General features: G+C 65.6%; 19 protein-coding genes and 1 pseudogene. 11 read left to right on the top strand and 9 right to left on the bottom strand.

Annotated features, from left to right (window positions below):
* The 6 genes from IL54_RS05295 to IL54_RS05270 all read left to right on the top strand — a co-directional run.
* The coding region (locus IL54_RS05295) for a UdgX family uracil-DNA binding protein (RefSeq protein WP_037477867.1) at positions 1–1323 on the top strand (1323 nt) is incomplete at its 5' end.
* Positions 1324–1403: 80 nt separating this feature from the next.
* A complete protein-coding gene (gene purH, locus IL54_RS05290; protein ID WP_037477865.1) occupies positions 1404–2993 on the top strand; it encodes a bifunctional phosphoribosylaminoimidazolecarboxamide formyltransferase/IMP cyclohydrolase in 1590 nt (529 codons plus the stop codon).
* A 222-nt stretch (positions 2994–3215) separates the two neighbouring features.
* Positions 3216–3548, top strand: coding sequence for a UrcA family protein (locus IL54_RS05285; protein WP_037473749.1), 333 nt, complete (start codon positions 3216–3218; stop codon positions 3546–3548).
* A gap of 178 nt (positions 3549–3726) precedes the next feature.
* Positions 3727–5262: an NAD(P)/FAD-dependent oxidoreductase gene (locus tag IL54_RS05280; protein ID WP_037473747.1), complete on the top strand. Its 1536-nt coding sequence runs from the start codon at positions 3727–3729 to the stop codon at positions 5260–5262.
* Positions 5263–5266: 4 nt separating this feature from the next.
* Positions 5267–5674, top strand: coding sequence for a GtrA family protein (locus IL54_RS05275; protein WP_037473745.1), 408 nt, complete (start codon positions 5267–5269; stop codon positions 5672–5674).
* Positions 5652–7409 (top strand): hypothetical protein, encoded by a 1758-nt coding sequence (locus IL54_RS05270; protein ID WP_037473744.1) that lies wholly within the window; start codon positions 5652–5654, stop codon positions 7407–7409. Before IL54_RS05275 ends, IL54_RS05270 begins: the two co-directional genes overlap by 23 nt.
* Here the strand turns inward: IL54_RS05270 and msrB are convergent.
* Genes msrB through IL54_RS05255 form a run of 3 tightly spaced genes read right to left on the bottom strand, consistent with a single transcriptional unit; the run spans position 7396 to position 10049 of the window.
* Positions 7396–7872 carry a peptide-methionine (R)-S-oxide reductase MsrB gene (msrB, locus tag IL54_RS05265; protein ID WP_037473742.1) on the bottom strand — a complete coding sequence of 159 codons (477 nt, stop codon included), beginning with the start codon at positions 7870–7872 and terminating at the stop codon, positions 7396–7398. The genes IL54_RS05270 and msrB overlap by 14 nt on opposite strands.
* Positions 7873–7890: 18 nt before the next feature.
* Positions 7891–9081: an ABC transporter permease gene (locus IL54_RS05260; RefSeq protein ID WP_037473740.1), complete on the bottom strand. Its 1191-nt coding sequence runs from the start codon at positions 9079–9081 to the stop codon at positions 7891–7893.
* Complete coding sequence (locus IL54_RS05255; protein ID WP_037473739.1) at positions 9078–10049, bottom strand: ABC transporter ATP-binding protein; 972 nt, start codon at positions 10047–10049, stop codon at positions 9078–9080. Before IL54_RS05255 ends, IL54_RS05260 begins: the two co-directional genes overlap by 4 nt.
* 43 nt (positions 10050–10092) lie before the next feature.
* Between IL54_RS05255 and queG the strand changes: the two genes are divergently transcribed.
* Positions 10093–11160, top strand: a complete 1068-nt coding sequence (queG, locus tag IL54_RS05250; RefSeq protein WP_052027755.1) for a tRNA epoxyqueuosine(34) reductase QueG — start codon at positions 10093–10095, stop codon at positions 11158–11160.
* A 363-nt stretch (positions 11161–11523) separates the two neighbouring features.
* Here the strand turns inward: queG and IL54_RS23960 are convergent, their stop codons facing one another.
* From IL54_RS23960 to IL54_RS05240, 3 genes are all read right to left on the bottom strand, one after another.
* Positions 11524–11907 (bottom strand): hypothetical protein, encoded by a 384-nt coding sequence (locus IL54_RS23960; RefSeq protein ID WP_141249455.1) that lies wholly within the window; start codon positions 11905–11907, stop codon positions 11524–11526.
* A 418-nt stretch (positions 11908–12325) separates the two neighbouring features.
* Positions 12326–12697, bottom strand: coding sequence for a hypothetical protein (locus tag IL54_RS05245; protein WP_037473737.1), 372 nt, complete (start codon positions 12695–12697; stop codon positions 12326–12328).
* A complete protein-coding gene (locus tag IL54_RS05240; protein WP_037473735.1) occupies positions 12694–13359 on the bottom strand; it encodes an EI24 domain-containing protein in 666 nt (221 codons plus the stop codon). Before IL54_RS05240 ends, IL54_RS05245 begins: the two co-directional genes overlap by 4 nt.
* A gap of 138 nt (positions 13360–13497) precedes the next feature.
* Here IL54_RS05240 and IL54_RS05235 point away from each other — a divergent pair, with 138 nt between their 5' ends.
* The gene (locus IL54_RS05235; RefSeq protein WP_037473734.1) at positions 13498–14499 is read left to right on the top strand and encodes an adenosine kinase; all 1002 of its coding nucleotides are present in this window, start codon (positions 13498–13500) and stop codon (positions 14497–14499) included.
* 39 nt (positions 14500–14538) lie between these two features.
* Here IL54_RS05235 and IL54_RS05230 read toward each other — a convergent pair whose 3' ends face one another.
* Genes IL54_RS05230 through tsaD form a run of 3 tightly spaced genes read right to left on the bottom strand, consistent with a single transcriptional unit; the run spans position 14539 to position 18089 of the window.
* Positions 14539–16065 carry a lipopolysaccharide biosynthesis protein gene (locus tag IL54_RS05230; RefSeq protein ID WP_081912777.1) on the bottom strand — a complete coding sequence of 509 codons (1527 nt, stop codon included), beginning with the start codon at positions 16063–16065 and terminating at the stop codon, positions 14539–14541.
* Positions 16066–16086: 21 nt separating this feature from the next.
* The gene (locus IL54_RS05225) at positions 16087–17058 is read right to left on the bottom strand and encodes an NAD(P)H-dependent glycerol-3-phosphate dehydrogenase (protein WP_037473731.1); all 972 of its coding nucleotides are present in this window, start codon (positions 17056–17058) and stop codon (positions 16087–16089) included.
* Positions 17055–18089 carry a tRNA (adenosine(37)-N6)-threonylcarbamoyltransferase complex transferase subunit TsaD gene (gene tsaD, locus IL54_RS05220; RefSeq protein ID WP_037477861.1) on the bottom strand — a complete coding sequence of 345 codons (1035 nt, stop codon included), beginning with the start codon at positions 18087–18089 and terminating at the stop codon, positions 17055–17057. Before tsaD ends, IL54_RS05225 begins: the two co-directional genes overlap by 4 nt.
* Positions 18090–18133: 44 nt before the next feature.
* Here tsaD and hemC point away from each other — a divergent pair, with 44 nt between their 5' ends.
* The 3 genes and pseudogenes from hemC to IL54_RS05205 all read left to right on the top strand — a co-directional run.
* Positions 18134–19060: a hydroxymethylbilane synthase gene (gene hemC, locus IL54_RS05215; RefSeq protein WP_037473730.1), complete on the top strand. Its 927-nt coding sequence runs from the start codon at positions 18134–18136 to the stop codon at positions 19058–19060.
* Between the two features lie 11 nt (positions 19061–19071).
* The gene (locus IL54_RS05210) at positions 19072–19743 is read left to right on the top strand and encodes a uroporphyrinogen-III synthase (RefSeq protein WP_037473728.1); all 672 of its coding nucleotides are present in this window, start codon (positions 19072–19074) and stop codon (positions 19741–19743) included.
* Between the two features lie 28 nt (positions 19744–19771).
* Positions 19772–20169: pseudogene (locus IL54_RS05205) on the top strand (hypothetical protein); the annotation flags it as partial.

The following is a 20169-nucleotide window of genomic DNA, read 5'->3' as shown; positions in this document are numbered from 1 at the left end:
GATCCCGCCGATGTGGTGTGGCAGGTGGGCGATGCGCCCGGCGACCTGTTCGGCGACGCCCCGCTGCCGCCCGACACCAAAAGCAGCGCTTTCTCCGTCCCGCGCAGTTTCGTAACGCTGGCCGAGAGCGCAATCCTGCATAGCGACCCCAGCCGCTTCGCCTTTCTCTACGCCCTGCTGTGCCGCGTGCGCGCGCGGCCCGGCACGATGGAGGACAGCGCCGACCCGATGCTGGCGCGGGTGCAGCCGCTCGCCAAATCAGTGCGGCGCGACATCCACAAGATGCGCGCCTTCGTCCGCTTCCGCGAAATGGAGGATGCCGATGGCCCCCGCTTCGTCGCCTGGTTCGAGCCGGACCATCATATCGTGCGCGCCAATGCCGGCTTCTTCATGCGCCGCTTCGCCACCATGCACTGGTCGATCCTGACGCCCGACATCAGCATCCATTGGGACGGCACGACATTGCGCGAAGGCCCCGGCGCCAGCCGCGCCGACGCGCCGCAGGGCGACCCGGTCGAGGCGCTGTGGAAGGGCTATTATGCCGCGATCTTCAACCCCGCCCGGCTCAAGACCGGCGCGATGCTGTCGGAAATGCCCAAAAAATATTGGAAGAACCTGCCCGAAGCCGCGCTCATCCCCGACCTGATCGCCGGGGCGCAACAGCGCGAGGCCGCGATGATCGCCACCGCTCCGACCCCGCCCAAGCGCGCAAGCAATGCCGCGACCGCCTGGGCCAGCCTGCGCGCCGAAGCCATGGCCTGCACCCGCTGCCCGCTGCATCAGCAAGCGACCCAGACGGTGTTTGGCGAAGGCCCGCTGGCCGCGCCGCTGATGTTCATCGGCGAACAGCCGGGCGATCAGGAGGATCTGGCCGGTCGTCCCTTTGTCGGCCCGGCCGGGCACTTGTTCGACGCGGCGCTGGCGCAGGCGGGCGTCGATCGCACCCAGGCCTATGTCACCAATGCGGTCAAACATTTCAAATATGAACAGCGCGGCAAGCGCCGCATCCACCAGACCCCAGTGGCGGGCGAAGTGCGGGCCTGCCGCTGGTGGCTGGACCAGGAGCGCGCGATCCTGCGGCCGCGCCTCATCGTCGCATTGGGCGCGACCGCCGCGCGCGCGATGCTGGGCAAAGCCGTGACCATCAGCGGGACGCGCGGCACCGCCATCCCGCTCGAAGACGGCGCGGAAGGTTGGGTGACGGTCCATCCCAGCTATTTGTTGCGCCTGCCCGACGAAGACCGGCGGGCGGAAGAGCAAGCGCGCTTCGTCGCGGACCTGGCGATGATCGGCGATCGGCTGCGCGTCTTGACCGCCGACTAAACCCTGTATTTTTGTGGGCCGCACGCCTAAAGGCCTTGCGCGAACGCATCCGTCCGACCCGCAACCTAGAAAGCCCCGCCATGACCGACTATCCCATCAAGCGCGCCCTCCTGTCCGTGTCGGACAAAGCGGGGCTCATCGAACTGGGACAGGCGCTGGGCAAGCATGGCGTCGAACTGGTATCGACCGGCGGCACGGCCAAGGCGCTGCGCGACGCGGGCCTGACCGTCATGGATATCTCCGACCTGACCGGCTTTCCTGAAATGATGGACGGCCGCGTCAAGACGCTGCACCCCAAGGTCCATGGCGGCCTGCTCGCGGTGCGCAACAACCCGGCGCATGTCGCGTCGATGGACGAGCATGCGATCGGTGCGATCGACCTGGTCGTCGTCAACCTCTACCCCTTCGCCGCGACCGTGGCCAAGGGCGCGGAGCGCGATGAGATTATCGAGAATATCGACATTGGCGGCCCCTCAATGGTGCGTTCGGCGGCCAAGAATCATGAAAGCGTCGCGATCGTCACTGATCCGGCCGACTATGCCCGACTGATCGCCGAAATGGACGAAAAGGGCGGCGCGACCGGCTATGATTTCCGCCGGATGTTGGCCGCCAAGGCCTATGCTGCAACCGCTGCCTATGACTCGATGATCGCCAGTTGGTTCGCCTTCGCCGACCAGGGCGTCACCTTCCCCGAAACGCTTGCCGTCGCCAGCACGCTGGGCACCACGCTGCGCTATGGCGAAAATCCGCACCAGTCCGCGGCGCTGTATCTGCCCACCAGCCCATCGGCGAACGGCATTGCCCAGGCGACCCAGATCCAGGGCAAGGAGCTGTCCTACAATAATTATAACGATGCCGACGCCGCGCTGGAGCTGGTCAGCGAATTTCGCGACGGCCCGCCGACCGTGGTTATCGTCAAGCATGCCAACCCGTGCGGCGTCGCCACCGGCGCGACCCTGATCGAAGCCTATGAGGCGGCGCTCGCCTGCGACAGCGTGTCGGCCTTTGGCGGCATCATCGCGGTCAACCGCCCGCTCGATGGCCCCACCGCCGAAGCGATCAGCGGCATTTTCACCGAAGTCGTCGCCGCACCCGATGCCGATGATGCCGCGCGCGCGATCTTCGCGAAGAAGAAGAATCTGCGCCTGCTGCTGACCGGCGACCTGCCCGATCCGGCGCGGACCGGCTTGCAAATCAAGAGCATAGCGGGCGGCCTGCTAGTGCAGAGCCGCGACAATGGCCAGGTGACGCGCGACGCGCTCAAGGTCGTGACCAAGCGCGCACCGACCGACCAGGAACTGGCCGACTGCCTGTTCGCCTGGACCGTCGCCAAGCATGTGAAGTCCAACGCCATCGTCTATGCCAAGGGCGGCAGCACTGCAGGCGTCGGCGCTGGCCAGATGAACCGCCTCGAATCCGCGCGCATCGCCGCGTGGAAGGCGAAGGACGCTGCGGAAAAGGCCGGCTGGAGCGAGCCCCGCACGATCGGCTCGGCCGTAGCCTCCGACGCCTTCTTCCCCTTCGCCGATGGCCTGCTGGCCGCGGTAGAAGCCGGGGCGACCGCGGTGATCCAGCCGGGCGGATCGATCCGCGACGACGAGGTCATCGCCGCCGCTGATGAAGCGGGCCTCGCCATGGTCTTCACCGGCATGCGCCACTTCCGGCATTAATCGTCAAAAAGGTCTGTGCGGCACGAACAGGCCAAGCCTGTTCACAAAGCTATGACACGGGTGCGAAGACATTCCCTTCGCACCCGCAAAATAACGGTTTTCCGCCACTTTTTGTCAACTGGCCCCTTTTCAAAGGCACCGGCGAGGCTTATTTACAGCGTGACCCTATTTCCACGCAGATGTGGGGCTGAAAAAAAACAAAATGTTCGACAGGAGAATAGGATGAACAAGAAGATGCTGGTGGCATTCGCCGCCACTATGGCCCTTGCGCTGCCCACTATGGCGAGCGCCGGCAGCAATGACATGGATGTGATCGTCGACGGCCATGCGGGCACCGAAACCCGCTCGATCGCCGTATCCGTGGCGGACCTCAACCTTGCCAAGAGCCGCGACATGCGTCGCGCCGATTCGCGCGTGACCCGCGCGGCCAAGCAGGTGTGCGGTTTCGTCAACGGCTCGATCCTGCCCGTGACCGACGATTATCGCACCTGCTTTGGCCAAGCCATGGACGGTGCGCGCAGCGACCTCAGCAATATGGCCCAGCGCCAGATCTGATTGCCGCTTGTCGCCCTCCCCCACGAAGGGGACTGCAGGGGGCCGTTCCGCATCAGCGGGGCGGCCCTTTGTCATGGGCAGCAGCGCATGGGCGCTTTGCTTACGCGCCATTAATCAGTCCTTAGAAGATTTCCTTCACTCCCGAAGCGACGAAAGACCATCGGGGGAATAGCCTGCCATGCCGCGTACCGACCAAAATGTGGACGTCGCCATCATCGGCGCTGGCCCGGCCGGATTGACCGCTGCCTATCTGCTGACCAAGCAGGGCTATAGCGTGACGGTGATCGAAAAAGACCCCGTCTATGTCGGTGGCATCAGCCGTACGGTCGAACTGGACGGGTTCCGCTTCGACATTGGCGGGCATCGCTTCTTCTCCAAATCGCAGCAGGTGGTCGACCTGTGGAACGAGATATTGCCCGACGATTTCATCCAGCGTCCCCGGATGAGCCGCATCTATTATGAGGGCAAATTCTACAGCTATCCGCTGCGCGCGTTCGAAGCGCTGTGGAACCTGGGCGTCTGGCGTTCGACGCTGTGCATGGCGAGCTTCGCCAAGGCGCGGCTCTTCCCCAACCGCAACGTCCGCTCCTTTCAGGACTGGACCGTCAACGCCTTTGGCCACAAGCTCTTCTCCATCTTCTTCAAGACCTACACTGAAAAGGTGTGGGGCATGCCGTGCGACGAAATGTCGGCCGACTGGGCGGCGCAGCGGATCAAGGGTCTGTCGCTGTGGGGCGCGGTGGTGGATGGCCTCAAGCGCTCGCTTGGCTTCAACAAGAAGCCCAATGACGGCATGGCGACCAAGACGCTGCTCGAAACCTTCCGCTATCCGCGCCTTGGCCCCGGCATGATGTGGGAAGCCGCGCGCGACCGCGTGGTCGAAGGCGGCAATCAGGTGCTGATGGCGCACAGCTTCAAGCGGCTGGAACAGGAACCGGGCAGCGACGGCTGGCGACTGGTGGCCGAAGGGCCGCAGGGCGATGTCGTGATCAATGCCGCCCATGTCATTTCCTCCGCGCCGATGCGCGAACTGGCCGCCCGCGTCCACCCGCTGCCTGCGACGCTGCCGGAAGCGATGGACCTTAAATATCGCGACTTCCTGACCGTCGCGCTGATGGTGAAGGGGGAGGATATCTTCCCCGACAACTGGATCTACATCCACGACAGCAAGGTGCAGGTCGGCCGCATCCAGAATTTCCGCAGCTGGTCGCCTGAAATGGTGCCCGACCCGACGCTGGCCTGCGTTGGCCTTGAATATTTCTGTTTCGAAGGCGACGGCCTCTGGTCGTCGACCGATACCGATCTGATTGCACTGGCGACGCGGGAAATGGCGCTTCTGGGCCTCTGCAACCCCGACGATGTCGTGGGCGGCGCGGTGGTGCGGCAGGAAAAGGCCTATCCCGTCTATGACGATGCCTATGCCGCCAATGTGCTGGCGATGCGCAGCGAACTCGAAGCGCGCTATCCCACGCTGCACATGGTCGGCCGCAACGGCATGCACCGCTATAATAATCAGGATCATGCGATGATGACGGCGATGCTGACCGTCCGCAACATCGTTGCGGGCGCGCGCGTCCATGACGTCTGGTCGGTCAATGAAGACGCCGAATATCATGAGGCAGGCGATGAGGGCCAGATTGATGGGATGGATGCCGATACGCAGGCGGCGCTCGCCAGCACCCGCGCCGTGCCATCGCGGCTGAAGGCTGCCTGATCCCATGATCGACCGGCTGCGCGGCGTTGCCATGCTGGTCGCGCGCGCGACCTTTGCCCGCTATCTGCTCGCCAGTATCTGCGCGCTGGCGAGCGATATGGCGCTGTTCCTGGCGCTCGACCAATTAGGCGCGCCGCCTTTGCTCGCGGCCTTTGGCGGCTATGCCGGGGGGCTACTGGTCCATTGGAGGATCAGCATCCGCTTCGTCTTCGATACCGGCACGGGACCAACCCATGCGCAGCGCGCGGGCTTCGTCGCGAGCGCCCTGCTCGGCATGGGCCTGACCCTGCTCCTCGTCGGTGGCCTCAGCGCGCTCGGCCTCGCCCCGGCGCTTGCCAAGCTCGTTTCCATCCCGGTGAGTTTCCTCACCGTCTATGCGATCCGCACTTATGCTATCTTCGCCCGCGCCTGATCGTAACCGAGCGGCGCTCTTCGCGCTGCTGGGCTGGATGCTGTGTAGCGCGGTGATGCTATGGTTGTTCCGCGCCGATATCCCGACGCTGGCCTTCCGCGATGCTGACGATGCTATGCGGTTGGCGCAGATTCGTGACTGGGTCGGCGGACAGACCTTTTGGGACGTATCCCAGCATCGGGTGAACCCGCCGCTCGGTGGCCCGATGCACTGGTCGCGCATCGTCGACATGCCGATCATCGCGCTGATTCTGTTGTTCAAGCCGTTGCTTGGTGCCGCTTGCGCCGAAATGCTGGCCTGTGCGATCGTGCCACTGCTGTTGCTAGGCGGCCTGACGGCCGCCGCATTTATCGCCGCGCGCCGGATCGCCGGGCCTATCGTTGCCTTGCTGAGCGTCGCCCTGTTGCTGACGACACCCAGCATATTGGTGCAATTCACCCCTTTGCGTATCGACCATCATGGCTGGCAGATTCTGCTGGCCGCGATCGCTTTGTGCGGCGCGACCGACGACAGGCCGGCGCGCGGCGGCATCGTCGCGGCTTTGGCGCTGGCGCTCTGGCTTCAGATTTCGAGCGAAAGCCTGCCCTATGTCGCGCTGTTTGGCGCGGCCTTCGCGCTGCGCCACTGGATCGCCCGCGATCAAGCGCCACGCTTCATCGCTTTCGCGCTCACCCTGGGCGGCGTCGCCCTCCCTTTGCTGGTGCTGTTGCGCGGGCCGAATGCCGCTATGGCCAGCCATTGCGACGCGCTATCCTATGTCTATGTCTGGCCGCTGGTCGCGCTCGCGATCGCCACACTTGCGGCTACCCGGCTGATCGATGCATCCACCGCAAATAGCCGCCTCGCTATCGCCCTGATCGGCGGCGGTGCGGCGCTGGCGACTTTTGCGCTGACGGGCGGCTCTTGTCTGTCGGGCGATCCGTTCGCGACGATCGGGCCACTGGCCCATAAGCTTTGGTATCTTCGGGTCATGGAAGGACGCCCGATCTGGGAGCAGCTTCTGACTATTCGCGGCTTGATCCTAATGCCAGCCCTGCTTGGTTTGGCGGCATCACTATCTGCGGCACGCGCAACGCAGGGCGAGGCGCGGATGCTCTGGCTGATGATCGCATCGCTATTACTGGGCGCGACGGGCGTTGCCATCTTGGTAATGCGGGCATTGTCGGTTGCTCATCTCTTCGCCTTGCCGGGCATCGCCTGGCTACTGACGGACCTCTTTCGGCGACTCCGGGCTTCAAGCCACGCATTTATACGTGTAGCAGGATCAGCCGCGCTGGCGCTGCTGACCCCGGTAGCAATGTCGATTATATGGGTAATTATCACTGCGCCTGCCGACCCGAATGAAGAGGCTGGCATAAATTGCGGCGCTAGCCAAATTTTGGCACCACTTAGGACGCTGCCCAGCTCAACCCTGTTTGCGCCGCTGGATATCGGTCCTCCCATTCTCATACGTACTTCCCATGCCATTATTGGCACGGGTCATCATCGTAATACCGCTGGAATTACCACCGTTATCCAGGCTTTCGTAGACTCGCCGGACAAAGCTCGCGCCATCATCACAAGGACGCACGCAACCTATGTCGTCACCTGCGACGGCCTCAACGAACTGCGGCTCTACGCCAAAACCAACCCCGTTGGCCTCGCCGCCCTGTTAGCGCGGGGAACCCCGCCCGCCTGGCTCGAACAGCTCCCCGCCAAGGGACCGCTGCGCCTCTATCGCATCAGGCCGCAATGAAGCGCATCGCCACGCCGTTCATGCAATAGCGCTTGCCCGTCGGCCTTGGCCCATCATCGAACACATGGCCCAGATGCCCGCCGCAGCGCGCGCAATGAACTTCGGTGCGCGGATAGCCGAGGTCGAAGTCGCGACTCGTGCCGACCGCCTTGGGCAGGGGCGCGTAGAAGCTCGGCCAGCCGGTGCGGCTGTCGAACTTGGTTTTCGAGCTGAACAATTTTTGGTCGCACCCCGCACAGGCGAAAATGCCCGCGCGCTTTTCCTTATCCAGCGGACTTGTGAAGGGATGCTCCGTCGCCTGTTTGCGCAGCACATTATAGGCAAGCGGCGACAAGCGCTGGCGCCATTGCGCATCGGTCAGGGCAAAGGGATAGGCTGCTTCGGCTTCGCCCAGACCCAATCGCCAGAAACCCAAGGCCACCGCGCCGGTCGCCATGCCGGCAAGAAGATGTCGTCTGTTCATCGCGCGATTCTATCCGCCCTAGCCTGTCGAAGCCCTGAACAACTGTTTCCACCAGCGCCCGCCCGATTGCATCACATGGCGGCGGAACAGCAGCACGCCGACGCGGATGATCAGCCCCACGAACAGCGCCTGCCAGACGATCGCCAGCAGATGCGGCCACAGCGCATCATCCTGCGCCGCGCGCGCGATCATGGTGAAGGGCGAGCTGAACGGGAAGATCGCCGCGGCAATCTCCGGTGCCTTGCCCATATGGTCGATGGCGTAGCTGGCGAAGAAGAAGATCATCATCTGCCCCATGGTGACGGGCATGTTGAGCGTCTGCACCTCGCGCACCGTCGCCGCCTGCGCGCCGATGCCTAAGAATAGCGAGCCGAGCAACGTATAGGCCATCGCAAAATAGATGACCGCCAGAGCCAGGAACACCGGCCAGCCGACCGCTGGCACCGGCACCGCCGCGCCATTGCCGCCCAGCGCCAGGAAGATCGCAAAGGCCGTCCCGCCCCAGAAGGCGATACCGACAAAGCTCATCGCCAGCATCGCCATCAGTTTCCCTAAGAAAATCGCGTCGATCGGCACCGCCGCTGCCAATATCTCGATGATCTTGTTGGTCTTTTCCTCGACCAGATTGGACAGGATCATGCCCGCCAGCAGGATGGTGAGGAAAAACATCACGATCTGCGCCACCCGGCCGATCTGCAACCGCCCCTGCGCCTGCGCCCCGTTGCTGGTGGCCACCTCCTCGCGCTGCACCTGCACCATGCGCAGCGTATTTGCCGCCTGCGCCGCACTGGCGATCAGGCTGAGGTCACCCTGCAGCCGGTCCAGATCCTCCGCCTTGCCGGTCAACACCGGCCGCGCGACCGTGCCCGACAGGATCGCCACCACCGCCGAATCCGCCCGCGCCAGTTGCACGCGCGGCGCAGGGGTCACCGGCACCCGCCGCAACCGCACGAGCGCCTGATCCCCCATCCGCTCGGTCAGCCGCCCATGGGCCTGCTCCAGCCGCACCGCCTCGCTCGCGGGCATGGCAATGCCGACCACGGGGCGCAGGTCCGTACTGGAAATCTTGTCAGTGAACCCGGCAAAGACCATCCCGATCAGGATCGGCAGCAACGGTCCGAGCAGGAACAGGATGAAGGTGCGAGACAGCACGACGGCAGTGAAATCCCGCCGCGCGATCACCAGGGCGGCGCGCCACATCTCCCTCATGCTACCGCCTCCCGCTCGGCATCATCGCGCATCTGCTGCGCCGCCGCCGCGCCGGCAATCGCGACGAACGCATCATGCAGGCCCGGCCGCTCGATCGACAGGCTCTCAATCCCCGCATCGCCATCCAGCAAGGCGCGGAGCAACGGCTCGATCCCGCCATCGGGGAGCGCGAAATGCCATGCGCCCTCTTCTTGGCTGGCATCGCCCGGCAGTGCCGCCCGCCACGCCCCATCGCGCGCCCGCGTGCGCAACCGCACCTGCGACCGCAACTGCGCGCGCGCATCGTCAACCGTACCCTCGAACCGGATGCGCCCGCCCGCCACGATCGCGACCCGCTCGCACAATCGTTCGGCATGGGCGATGACATGGGTGGAAAACAGCACGGTGACGCCCCGCTGCGCCTGTTCGCGGATCAGCCGCTCCAACTTCTCCTGGTTGATCGCATCCAGCCCCGAAAAGGGCTCATCCAGCACGATCAGCCGCGGTTCGTGGATGATGGTGCCGAACAATTGCACCGTCTGCGCCATCCCCTTGGACAATTGCCGGATCGGCTTGTTGATCGCCGCGCCCATGCCATGGCCCTCCAGCATTTCGCGCGCCCGCACCCGCCCCTGCCGCAGCGGCAGCCCGCGCAGCGCCCCCATGAAGGCGATCGCCTCATAGGCCTTCATCGAGGGATAGAGCCCGCGTTCTTCGGGAAGATAGCCGACCTGCCGCGCCATCCGCAGCGGCTGCTCCGCGCCCAGCAGGGTGCGATGCCCTTCGTCGGGATCGATAATGCCGAGCAAGGTGCGCAACAGAGTCGTCTTGCCCGCGCCATTGGGGCCAAGCACGCCATAGATGGTGCCCGCAGGCACGGCGATGTCGACCCCGTCGACCGCGCGGAAGCTGCCGAAAGTCTTGACAAGGCCATGGCCTTCCAGGGCATAGGCTGGAGCGGGAGCAAGGCCCGGAGTGTCGCCGTTCATGCCCTTGTGATAGTCTGGACCCGTGGCCGTGCAAACCGAAACCTTGGAAGAACGGCTAAAGATGCAGGCCGCGCAACTGGGCTTTGCCATTTGCCGCATCGCGCCCGCCGATGCCGCCCCGCAAAGTGCCGAGCGGCTGCGCCAGTGGCTCGACGCGGGCCATCATGGCGACATGCTGTGGATGGAGGAGCGTGCCGAACAGCGCGGATCGCCCCAGGGGCTGTGGCCGGACGTCCGCAGCGTCATCATGCTGGGCATGAGCTATGCGCCGGGGCGCGATCCGCTGGTGCTCGCCGATGTGCCCGACCGCGCGCGCATCTCGGTCTATGCGCAGGGCAAGGATTATCACGACGTCGTCAAAAAGGCTTTGAAAGCCCTGGCCCGCTGGCTGGTCGATCAACAGCCCGGCGCGCTCAAAGTGTTTGTCGATACAGCCCCGGTGATGGAAAAGCCGCTGGCGCAGGGCGCGGGGCTCGGCTGGCAGGGCAAGCATAGCAACCTCGTCAGCCGCGACCATGGCAGTTGGCTGTTCCTGGGTGCCATCTACACGGAACTGACGCTCGCCCCCGACGGCGCGGAAAGCGACCATTGCGGCAGTTGCACCGCCTGCCTGACCGCCTGCCCCACCGACGCCTTCCCCTCGCCCTATGTCGTCGATGCGCGCCGCTGCATCTCCTATCTGACGATCGAACATAAAGGGCCGATTCCGCACGAATTGCGTGTCGGCATGGGCAACCGCATCTATGGCTGCGACGATTGCCTGGCGGTCTGCCCCTGGAACAAATTTGCCGACGCCGCCGCCGCCAACCGCGCCTTCCTCGGCCGCGCCGAACTCGCTGCGCCTGAACTCGCCGATCTGCTGGCGCTAGGCGATGCCGACTTTCGCGAACTCTTCTCCGGCTCCCCCATCAAACGCATCGGCCGCAACCGCCTGGTCCGCAACGCCGCGATCGCAGCGGGCAATAGCGGCGACGCGCGACTGCGGGGGCGGCTGGAAGCGCTGGTCGCGGATGATGATCCCGTGGTGGCCGAAGCGGCGGCCTGGGCAATCGAAAAACTGTCGAGCGCCGCCCCCCTTAGCCCTCTCCCGCCTTCGCGGGAGAGGCTATGAAGACTTGGCAGCGTGCTGCCTAGTCGCAGTCGGTGAGGGTCTTTCTATCTTTCTGAGGACGCACCGGACCGGAAGCAAGACCCTCCCCCAACCTTCAAACGAGGCACGTGACTCGTTTGAACCCGTGAAGACGGGAGAGGGCTAAAAGCAGACAAAGCGCCACCCCGCCTTAAGCCTAAAATCCTCCCCTGGAAGGGGAGGGGGACCACGAAGTGGTGGAGGGGTGTCGCCCCCTCGATAGGGTAACACCCCTCCGTCAGAGCTACGCCCTGCCACCTCCCCTGCCAGGGGAGGATGACCAAAAGCGAGCATTCTTTGCCCCTTAACAGCCAAAGGAAGCTCCTAAAAAGGAGACTTTCTACCTCAGCAAAATGTGATGTTTATGAGCGTGGGATGCTTTGATTTACGAGCGATGCGATTGGCTTCTGGAGCAGCCATGGCTCGGAAAGAGGCTATCTTCTCAAATTCGATTTCGTCGGAAGTCGCCGACCTGACCGTCCCTCGAATATGCCACATTGAAGCGCCTTGGCATTCTTGTCCTTGAGATGCCGATTTCCAACTTCGCTCAGAAAAATTACGATAAGATTGTGGACCACCCTTCATAATTTGCGCGCCTGAGAAGGTTTCATCTTTCGAAAAAAGTCCGGTCCCGGATACCTGAACAAGATAACCGCTTTCTTCTGAGGTATGGAGCGAACAGGCCGATAGGGTTCCTGCATAAGCAGCGATAAAGAAAATCTCTTTCATAGATGCTCGGCTTTAGTGGGCGTCGATCAGACGTTATCAATGTCCGTTATATCAGTCCAATGAACTGGAAGCCGACGTTCCGCTAACCACCCCTTCCCGTCCTTCCAGAGCAAAGCCTATCCGAACGGGTGCCCCCCAAATCCTATTCCCCTTCCAATGTAGGATTTCCTCTGATTTATCGTGTCGGATGGACCCGCACGCCCTCCGCCCTAGCCACCCCCTGCCAATGCCCCCAAAACCGTCGCGCGCCTGTGCCCCACCTGTCGCGTCCCCGTCGCGTAGGCGGCGCGTGGCTGTGACCTTGCAGCGGCTTCGCTGTCGCGTCGGCGGTACGTCACCACGGCTATTCCGCCCACAACCCCAGAAAAACCCACGCCTGCAACGGCGTGAACTTCAACCCTGTGACCCTGATGGCCGATTATTTCGCGCGCAGCGCTGTCGCGCAGGCAGCCGGATCGACATCCGATCCGGTCGGCGTCCGGGCGTCCACATGCGTCACCACCGGCTCTTTTCCCCGCGCGGGCGAATAGAGATAGGCGTCGAGCACGCAGCGGCCATTGGCGAATTGCAGTTTGCGCACCGTGGTTTCGCGAATGTCGAGCCGGGGCGTGCCGAACATCCGGGTCAGCGCGCCGGCATCCGACCCCATCAGCGGGCCTTGCTTGGCAAAGGCGCTGGCCGGGGGACCGGCGGGGGCGGGCGTGCCGATGCGCGGGACCACCGTGCCCGCGCCACAGGCGGCAAGCGGCAGCGACAGCAGCGCCGCCAGCGCGGGACGCAGGGATGTCATGCGGATTTCCTTTGGCCATGCAGCATATGCACCGCCATAGCCGCGCTCCAGATCGGTGCAAGCAGGTTGACCAGCGGCACCAGGAAGGCGATCGCCGACAATAGCCCCATCAGCCAACGGCTGCCCCGTCCGATCGGCGGCAGCGCGGGATGACGCGGCTCGACCATATCGGCCATGTCGCGCCCCAGCAGATAGGCGTTGAGCGCCAGGAACAGCCCGATCGTCCCCACCCCGGTCACCAGCAGCAGCAAATAGGCGGGCAGCGCCAGCAGGTTCCACCCCAGCGTCCGGCGCACCGAGGCCAGCGCATAGCGTCCGCTGCGCCCCCAGCCCACTGGCCGCGCCATGGCGGCAGCAGCAGGATAGGATTGGCGCTCGACCGCTTCGACGATGTCGTCGGCGAACAGGCCCATCACCGCCATCGCCGTCGCCCGGAACAACAGCCAGCCAAGCGCCACCACCGCCAAAGCGGTCGCCGTCGCTTCGGCCAAACCCCCTCCACCCCAGCCATAATGGAGCCGCAGCGCATGAAAGCCCGCCCATATGCCGCCACCCAGCGCCGCGAAGATCAGCAGCGTCAGCGTCAGCGTCTTGAACAACAGCCGCAACGCCGCGCCATGGAAGAGGGAGGGGAAAGCGCGCAGCGCAGCGGTCAGGAACATGGGGCGACTATCCCCGCCCCAGCCATCGCCGTCAATCGCCCCCTCTCATCACCGCCTCCATCAGCCCCGGTTGCACCGCACGGGCCGCGCCTATAGAGACGGCGGGATTTTTATTCTTCTCTGACCCAAGGAATTTGCGTGACCTCTCTCGCCCCCACATTGGATGTCGTCGCCATCGGCAACGCCATCGTCGACGTTCTGGCGCGCAGCGATGACGCCTTCCTCGCCGAACATGCGCTGACCAAGGGCGGCATGCAGCTGATCGACGCCGACATGGCAGAAAGCCTTTATGCCGACATGGGTCAGGCCAAGGAAATCAGTGGTGGATCGGCCGCTAACACCTTGGCGGGCCTTGCCGCGCTGGGCAAAAGCTGCGGCTTCATCGGTCAGGTCAATGACGACCAGTTGGGCGACGTGTTTGCGCATGACGTTCGCGCGCTCGGCATCCGTTTCGACACGCCCGCCGCCACCGGCGACATTCCGACCGCGCGCTGCCTGATCCTGGTGACGCCCGATGCGCAGCGGACGATGAACACCTTTCTGGGCGCCTCGCAATTCCTGCCCGAAGCCGCGCTCGACCTCGACCTCATCCGCTCGGCCGGCATCCTCTATCTCGAAGGTTATCTCTGGGATCCCGAACAGCCGCGCGCCGCGATGCGCGCCGCGATCGATGCCGCACGCGGCGCGGGGCGCAAGGTCGCCTTCACCCTGTCCGACAATTTCGTGATCGACCGCCATCGCGCCGATTTCCTTGACCTGATCGACAATGGCCAGATCGACATTCTCTTCTCGAACGAGGGCGAAATCCAGTCGCTCGCCGCCGTCGAAGGCTTCGACAAGGCGCTGGCTCTGTTCGCGGGCAAGGTGCCGGTGCTGGTGTCGACCCGCAGTGAAAAGGGCGCAGTCGCGATCGTCGATGGCGTCCGTTACGAAGCGCCCGCCGCGCCGGTGACGGAGATCATCGACACCACCGGCGCGGGCGACCTGTTCGCCGCAGGCTTCCTGGCCGCCCATATCGACGGGCGCGGGGTTGAGGATTGCCTGGCGCTGGGTGCCGCCGCCGCCGCCGAAGTCATCTCCCACTGGGGCGCCCGCCCGGAAGCCGATCTCGGCATCATCCGCGACAAGCTCTTCGCCTGACCGAACGGAAAAACGGAGGGGCAATACCCCTCCGTCCGTTCAATCCACCTTTTTCTTCCGAAACAGCGCCCGGTCTTCGGAGCCAAAGCCCCAGCGCCAGATGACGAAGCCATAGGCCCCCAAAATCACCCAGATGCCGACCGCCAGCTCGACCCATTCTAGCCGTGGCGGCAGGGCAGTGACCGCGGCCCCCACCAAGCTGGCGACCGCCGCCGCGCTCAGCAGCGACCAGCGCCAGGCGTTGATCGGCGCCCCCAGCAAGCGCGACAGCAACCGCGCCTTGACGAAGGCCCCGATGCCCAGCGACAGGCACAGCGCCAGCGCCGGTGCCGCCGCCAGCCACATTGGCGGCAATTCTATCGCACGCGCGCCCAGGATCAGCGCGAAACTGAACCCCGCCTGGCACCCGATCATGCCGAGAGAGATCATCAGATTGCGATGCCGGGCAATATAGACCAGCGCCGATTCGCTGACGACCGCCGTCGCCGCAATGACTTCGGCCAGCAGCAGGAAACCCAGCGCTCCGGTGCCCGCGACGAAATTGGGACCGACCAACCCCATCACCGCTTCGCCCGGAATGGCGAGCGCGAGCGCAATCCCCGCCTGCGCCGCGATGATCCAGAAACCCACTTGGCTCACCTGCCGCGCAATGCCGACCAGATTGTTCTCGGCCAGGTTGCGGGTGATGACCGGCCCCAGGATCGGGTCGAAACTGGTCTTGAGCTTTTGCGGCAGCGACGCGACCTGCTGCGCGACATAATAGACGCCGATCACCGCCGGGCTGACGAACAGCCCCAATATCGCCATGTCCAGTCGCCGCGACCCCCACTCGACGCCGTCGGCCGCCGCCAGCGGCAGGTTGCGCCGGGCCATCCGCCATAGCCGTGGAAAATTAGGCCGCCAGCCCGTCGGCAAGCCATAATGGCGCACCATCGGGATGAGCGAGGCGATCAACGCCGCAGTCATCGCCATGGCATAAGCCATGATCAGGCCGTCCCGCCGGGAGTAGAAGGAAAAGGCAAAGACCGCGATGCTGATCGTCCAGGGTTCGATGATCGCCCGCGCCCGCACCGTCGCGCCGACATCGAACCGATAGGCGCAGGCCGCCAGCGCCACGTCGGACCCGGCAACCGCGATGACGATCAGCGCCAGCAGCCGGTCGAGGCCGTTTATGCCGCTATTGGGAAACATCGCCTGCGGAAAGACGAGCAATAGCGCCGCCCCTAGCAGCGACGCGGTCAGCGTCAGCACCATCGCATCGGTCACGACATGATTATGCGGCCGTTCGGTCTGGCTGAGCGCGCCTGCCAGCCCGCGCTTCAGCCCCAGCGTGGCAAGCTGCGCGACGAATTCCACCACCAGCACCGCATAGGCGAAGCGGCCCAGCGCTTCGGCACCATAGACGCGCCCGGCGATGAACAGGAAGGGCAGCCGCGCCGCGAGCCGCAGCAGGAAGCCGAAGATATTGGTCCGGCCGCCCTTGGCCAAGGCGGCGATATCATCCTGATCGCTCTGCGCGACGGCGGCGGCCGATAGGGACGGACCCGTGAGGTTATCTGTAGACAAGTGGATGCTGCGGCGCGGCGGCTATTCGGGACGCAACGGACGCGCGAGCAGCGCGTCGATGACCTGGGCGAGCGGCACGGCGTCGGCCAGCAGCGCGCACACCGCGTCCACCACCGGCATTTCGACCCCTGCCGCCAGCGCCGCAGCGCGCAGCACCGGCGCGGTGAACGCGCCCTCGGCCACGGTGCGGCGGTTGGCCAGCAGATCGGCGGCTGACTGACCCTCCCCCAGCCCCTTGCCCAGCGAGAAGTTACGCGAATTGGTGGACGAGCAGGTGAGGACGAGATCGCCCAGTCCCGACAGCCCGCCCAGCGTCTCCGCCCGCGCGCCGCGCGCCAGGCCAAAGCGCGTCATTTCGGCAAAACCGCGACTGATCAGAGCCGCCCGCGCATTAAGGCCCAGGCCCGCGCCCTCGGCCACGCCACAGGCGATCGCCAGCACATTCTTGACCGCACCGCCAATCTCCGCGCCGATCACATCGTCGGACAGATAGGGGCGGAAGGCCGGTCGGGCGATCCGCGCCGCCAGCCGTTCGCCCAGCGCCCGGTCCTCGCAGGCCAGCGTGATCGCGGTCGGCAAGCCGCGCGCCACTTCATGCGCAAAGGTCGGGCCGGACAGGACGGCGATCGGCGATCGGGGCTGCGCCTGTTGCGCAACCTCCGACATCAGCAGGCTGGTGCCCGCCTCAATCCCCTTGGAACAGAGTAGCAGCGGCACGCCGGCGGGTGCCTGCGCCACGACGCTACGCAGATACTGGGCGGGACTGACCACCAGCAACAGGTCGCAATCGGCCATATCCGCCATCGCGCCGGTCGCGGCGATCGAGGGCGAGAGCGGGATGCCCGGCAGATAGAGCGGATTTTCCTGCGACCCGTTGACCGCATCGACCACCTCGGCCTCCAGCGCCCATAGCCGCACCGCCTGTCCATCGGCGGCCAGCAATTGCGCCAGCGCCGTGCCCCAGGCACCCGCTCCTATGACCCCCGCCTTCATGCTTTCACTCCCGCTCCGCGCGCCTTTTCCGCCGCCGGGTCGAGCGGCCAGCGCGGTCGGGCGGGGAAGGTCAGATCATCGACCAGCCCCACGGCATAGCGCTCTGCCCCCGCCCAGGCGATCATCGCCGCATTGTCGGTACAAAGCCAAAGCGGCGGCGCGACGAAGGGCAGGTCATGCTCCGCCGCCAGCGCTTCGAGCGCGCCGCGAATCGCCTGATTGGCGGCGACACCCCCGGCGACGACCAGCGCCGTCACGGGCTCGTCCGAGCCCAGCGCGCGGCGGGTGCGGTCGATCAGGCAGTCTATCACCGCCTGCTGAAAGCTCGCGGCGATATCCTGCGTCGAATAATGTCCAGACTGGACCGCGCGCATCACCGCGCTTTTAAGACCCGCGAAGGAAAAATGCGGTTCGGCCGTGCCGACCAGCGGGCGGGGCAGCGGCACCGCCTTGGCATTGCCCTGCGCCGCCGCCTTTTCGACCAGCGGCCCGCCAGGATAGCCCAGCCCCAGCAGCTTGGCGGTCTTGTCGAACGCCTCGCCCGCCGCATCGTCGATCGTCGTCGCCAGCCGCGCATATTCGCCCGGCCCGCGCACGAGCAATATCTGGCAATGGCCGCCCGACACCAGCAGCAGCATGTAAGGAAATTGCAGCGTCCGGTCGGCGAGGCGCGGCGACAGCGCATGGCCTTCCAGATGATTGACCGCGATCAGGGGCTTGCCCGCCGCATGGGCCAGCGCCTTGCCGGTGACGAGGCCCACCATCACGCCACCGATCAGCCCCGGCCCGGCGGTCGCGGCGATCACATCGACATCGGCCAAGGTCATTTCCGCATCCGCCAGCGCCGCCGCGATCAGGGGCGTCAACGCCTCGACATGCGCGCGCGCCGCGATTTCGGGCACGACGCCGCCATAGGGGCGATGCGCCTCCTCCTGTGTCGCCAGACGATGGGCCAATATCCGCCCGTCGGCCGTCACCAGCGCCGCTGCGGTTTCATCGCAGCTCGATTCCAGGCCAAGGATGATTGTCATTGCCGCTTCCATCTAAAGCCCGTGGTCATTAGAGCAAGCCGCATATGTATTTGTCCGATCGACCGTTGCGCCTTGGCACCAGAGGCTCCCCGCTTGCGCTGGCCCAGGCGCACATGACCGCCCATGCGCTTATCACCGCCCATGGCTGGGGGGAGGATGCGATCGAGATCGTCACCGTCCAGACCAGCGGCGACCGTATCCAGGACCGGGCGCTTGCCGATATTGGCGGCAAGGCGCTGTGGACCAAGGAACTAGAGCGCGCATTGGTCGCGCACGAAATCGACTTCGCCGTCCACAGCATGAAGGATGTCGAAACGATCCGCCCCGCCATCTTCCAGATCGCCGCGATGCTGCCGCGCGCCGATGTGCGCGACAAGCTGGTGGGGGTGGAGAGTTTCGATGCGCTGCCCGCCAACCCGGTCGTCGGCACCAGTTCGCCGCGCCGCGCCGCGCAGGTCATGCGGCTGCGCCCGGACACCACCATCACCCTGTTCCGCGGCAATGTCGCCACCCGCCTCGCCAAGCTGGCGGCGGGGGAAGTCCATGCCACGCTGCTGGCGGCGGCGGGGCTCGACCGGCTCGACCAGAGCCATGTCGGCGTCACCATCCCGATCGACACCATGCTGCCTGCCCCGTCGCAGGGCGCGGTGGGGATCGAGGCGCTGGCCGACAATGCGCCGCTGCATGAAGCGCTGGCGGTGATCAGCGACATCGACACGACCGATGCCGTCGCGGCCGAACGCGCGGTGCTGAAGGCGCTCGGCGGCACCTGCCATTCGCCGATCGCCGCGCTGGCGGTGGTGGACGGCGACGGGCTATATCTGCGCGCCGAGATCATCAGCCCGGATGGGCAGGAAACGGTGGCCCAGGAAACATGGCTGGCGCGCGGCGACGATGTGGTGGCGCAGGCCGTCGGCCGCGCGCTGCTGGAGCAGGCCAGCCCCGCGCTACGGGCCTTGTTCGAAGGGTGAGGGTTCGAAGGGTGAGGCGGCTCATTATCCTGCGCCCCGAACCGGCGGCGGGCAGGACGGCGGACAAGGCCTCGCGCCTGGGCTTCGACGTGCTGTGCCATCCGCTGTTCGCGCCGTTGCCGCTCGGCTGGGTAGCGCCCCCCGCCAACGGATTCGACTCGCTGCTGCTGACCAGTGCCAACACGGTGCGGCTGGCCGGAGCGCAATTGGCCGCGTATCGCGCGCTCCCGACCTATGCGGTCGGCGCGGCGACGGCGGCGGCGTTGCAGGAAGCAGGCTTTGTCGAGGTGATCAGCGGCGAGGGCGACGCCAGCGCCATTGCCGCCCGGATTGCCGCGGATGGTCATCGCGCCGTCCTGCATCTGGCGGGCACCACGGTCGCGCCGATGGAGGCAGGGCCGCTGCGCCTCACCCGGATCCCCGTCTATAGCATGGCCAGCCTGCCGCCCGACCCGACGCTGCTGCGTGACGCCATCCCCGGCACCATCCTGCTCGTTCATTCGCCGCGCGCGGGCGAGCGGCTGGCCGAACGCTTCCCGCTCGACCAGCGGAGCGCGCTGCATATCGTGGCGATCAGCCATGCCGCGCTGGCCGCTTGCGGCAGCGGCTGGGCCAGCCTTTCCGCGCCGCACAAGCCGGTCGATGACGACATGCTGGCCCTCGCCCTTTCTTTGTGCGAATGACGGGACGATGACAGGCGAAAGGGTCAGCATGCACGACGCGGACGGCGATAGGAGTATCCCCGTAACCCCGCCCCCTGCCCGTCGGCGCAGCACACTGCCGCTGGTGACGTTGATGCTGCTCGCCTTCCTGATCGGCGTCGCGCTGACCGCCTGGGCCTGGCCACAGATTCAAAAGCGCTGGAACGGCCAATCGGCCCGTCCCGTCGCCGCCGTGCCGCAGGTCGGCACCCCATCCCCGACCGTCGCGCCGGGCGCGCTGACCGCCAGCAGCGCCCAGATGCTCGACGCGCGCGTCGCCGCGCTCGACGAACGACTGACCCGCATCACGGTCGAGGCACAGGCCGCTTCGGGCAATGCCGCTCGTGCCGAAGGGCTGCTGATCGCTTTCGCGGCGCGCCGGGCGCTCGATAATGGCGGGCCGCTCGG

It is taken from the genome of Sphingobium sp. ba1, assembly GCF_000743655.1.
Classification (GTDB): Bacteria; Pseudomonadota; Alphaproteobacteria; order Sphingomonadales; family Sphingomonadaceae; genus Sphingobium.
The sequence above is the reverse complement of the archived record's forward strand: the minus strand, read 5'-3'. Positions and strand labels throughout refer to the sequence as shown.

Coding starts and splice junctions, on each gene's coding strand:
- IL54_RS05270 (WP_037473744.1), top strand. CDS start 5,652: ATGCTATCTTCGCCCGCGCCTGATCGTAACCGAGCGGCGCTCTTCGCG.
- msrB (WP_037473742.1), bottom strand. CDS start 7,872: ATGAACAGACGACATCTTCTTGCCGGCATGGCGACCGGCGCGGTGGCC.
- purH (WP_037477865.1), top strand. CDS start 1,404: ATGACCGACTATCCCATCAAGCGCGCCCTCCTGTCCGTGTCGGACAAA.
- hemC (WP_037473730.1), top strand. CDS start 18,134: ATGTATTTGTCCGATCGACCGTTGCGCCTTGGCACCAGAGGCTCCCCG.
- tsaD (WP_037477861.1), bottom strand. CDS start 18,089: ATGACAATCATCCTTGGCCTGGAATCGAGCTGCGATGAAACCGCAGCG.
- IL54_RS05285 (WP_037473749.1), top strand. CDS start 3,216: ATGAACAAGAAGATGCTGGTGGCATTCGCCGCCACTATGGCCCTTGCG.
- IL54_RS05245 (WP_037473737.1), bottom strand. CDS start 12,697: ATGACATCCCTGCGTCCCGCGCTGGCGGCGCTGCTGTCGCTGCCGCTT.
- IL54_RS05225 (WP_037473731.1), bottom strand. CDS start 17,058: ATGAAGGCGGGGGTCATAGGAGCGGGTGCCTGGGGCACGGCGCTGGCG.
- IL54_RS05275 (WP_037473745.1), top strand. CDS start 5,267: ATGATCGACCGGCTGCGCGGCGTTGCCATGCTGGTCGCGCGCGCGACC.
- IL54_RS05280 (WP_037473747.1), top strand. CDS start 3,727: ATGCCGCGTACCGACCAAAATGTGGACGTCGCCATCATCGGCGCTGGC.
- IL54_RS05240 (WP_037473735.1), bottom strand. CDS start 13,359: ATGTTCCTGACCGCTGCGCTGCGCGCTTTCCCCTCCCTCTTCCATGGC.
- IL54_RS23960 (WP_141249455.1), bottom strand. CDS start 11,907: ATGAAAGAGATTTTCTTTATCGCTGCTTATGCAGGAACCCTATCGGCC.
- IL54_RS05255 (WP_037473739.1), bottom strand. CDS start 10,049: ATGAACGGCGACACTCCGGGCCTTGCTCCCGCTCCAGCCTATGCCCTG.
- IL54_RS05260 (WP_037473740.1), bottom strand. CDS start 9,081: ATGAGGGAGATGTGGCGCGCCGCCCTGGTGATCGCGCGGCGGGATTTC.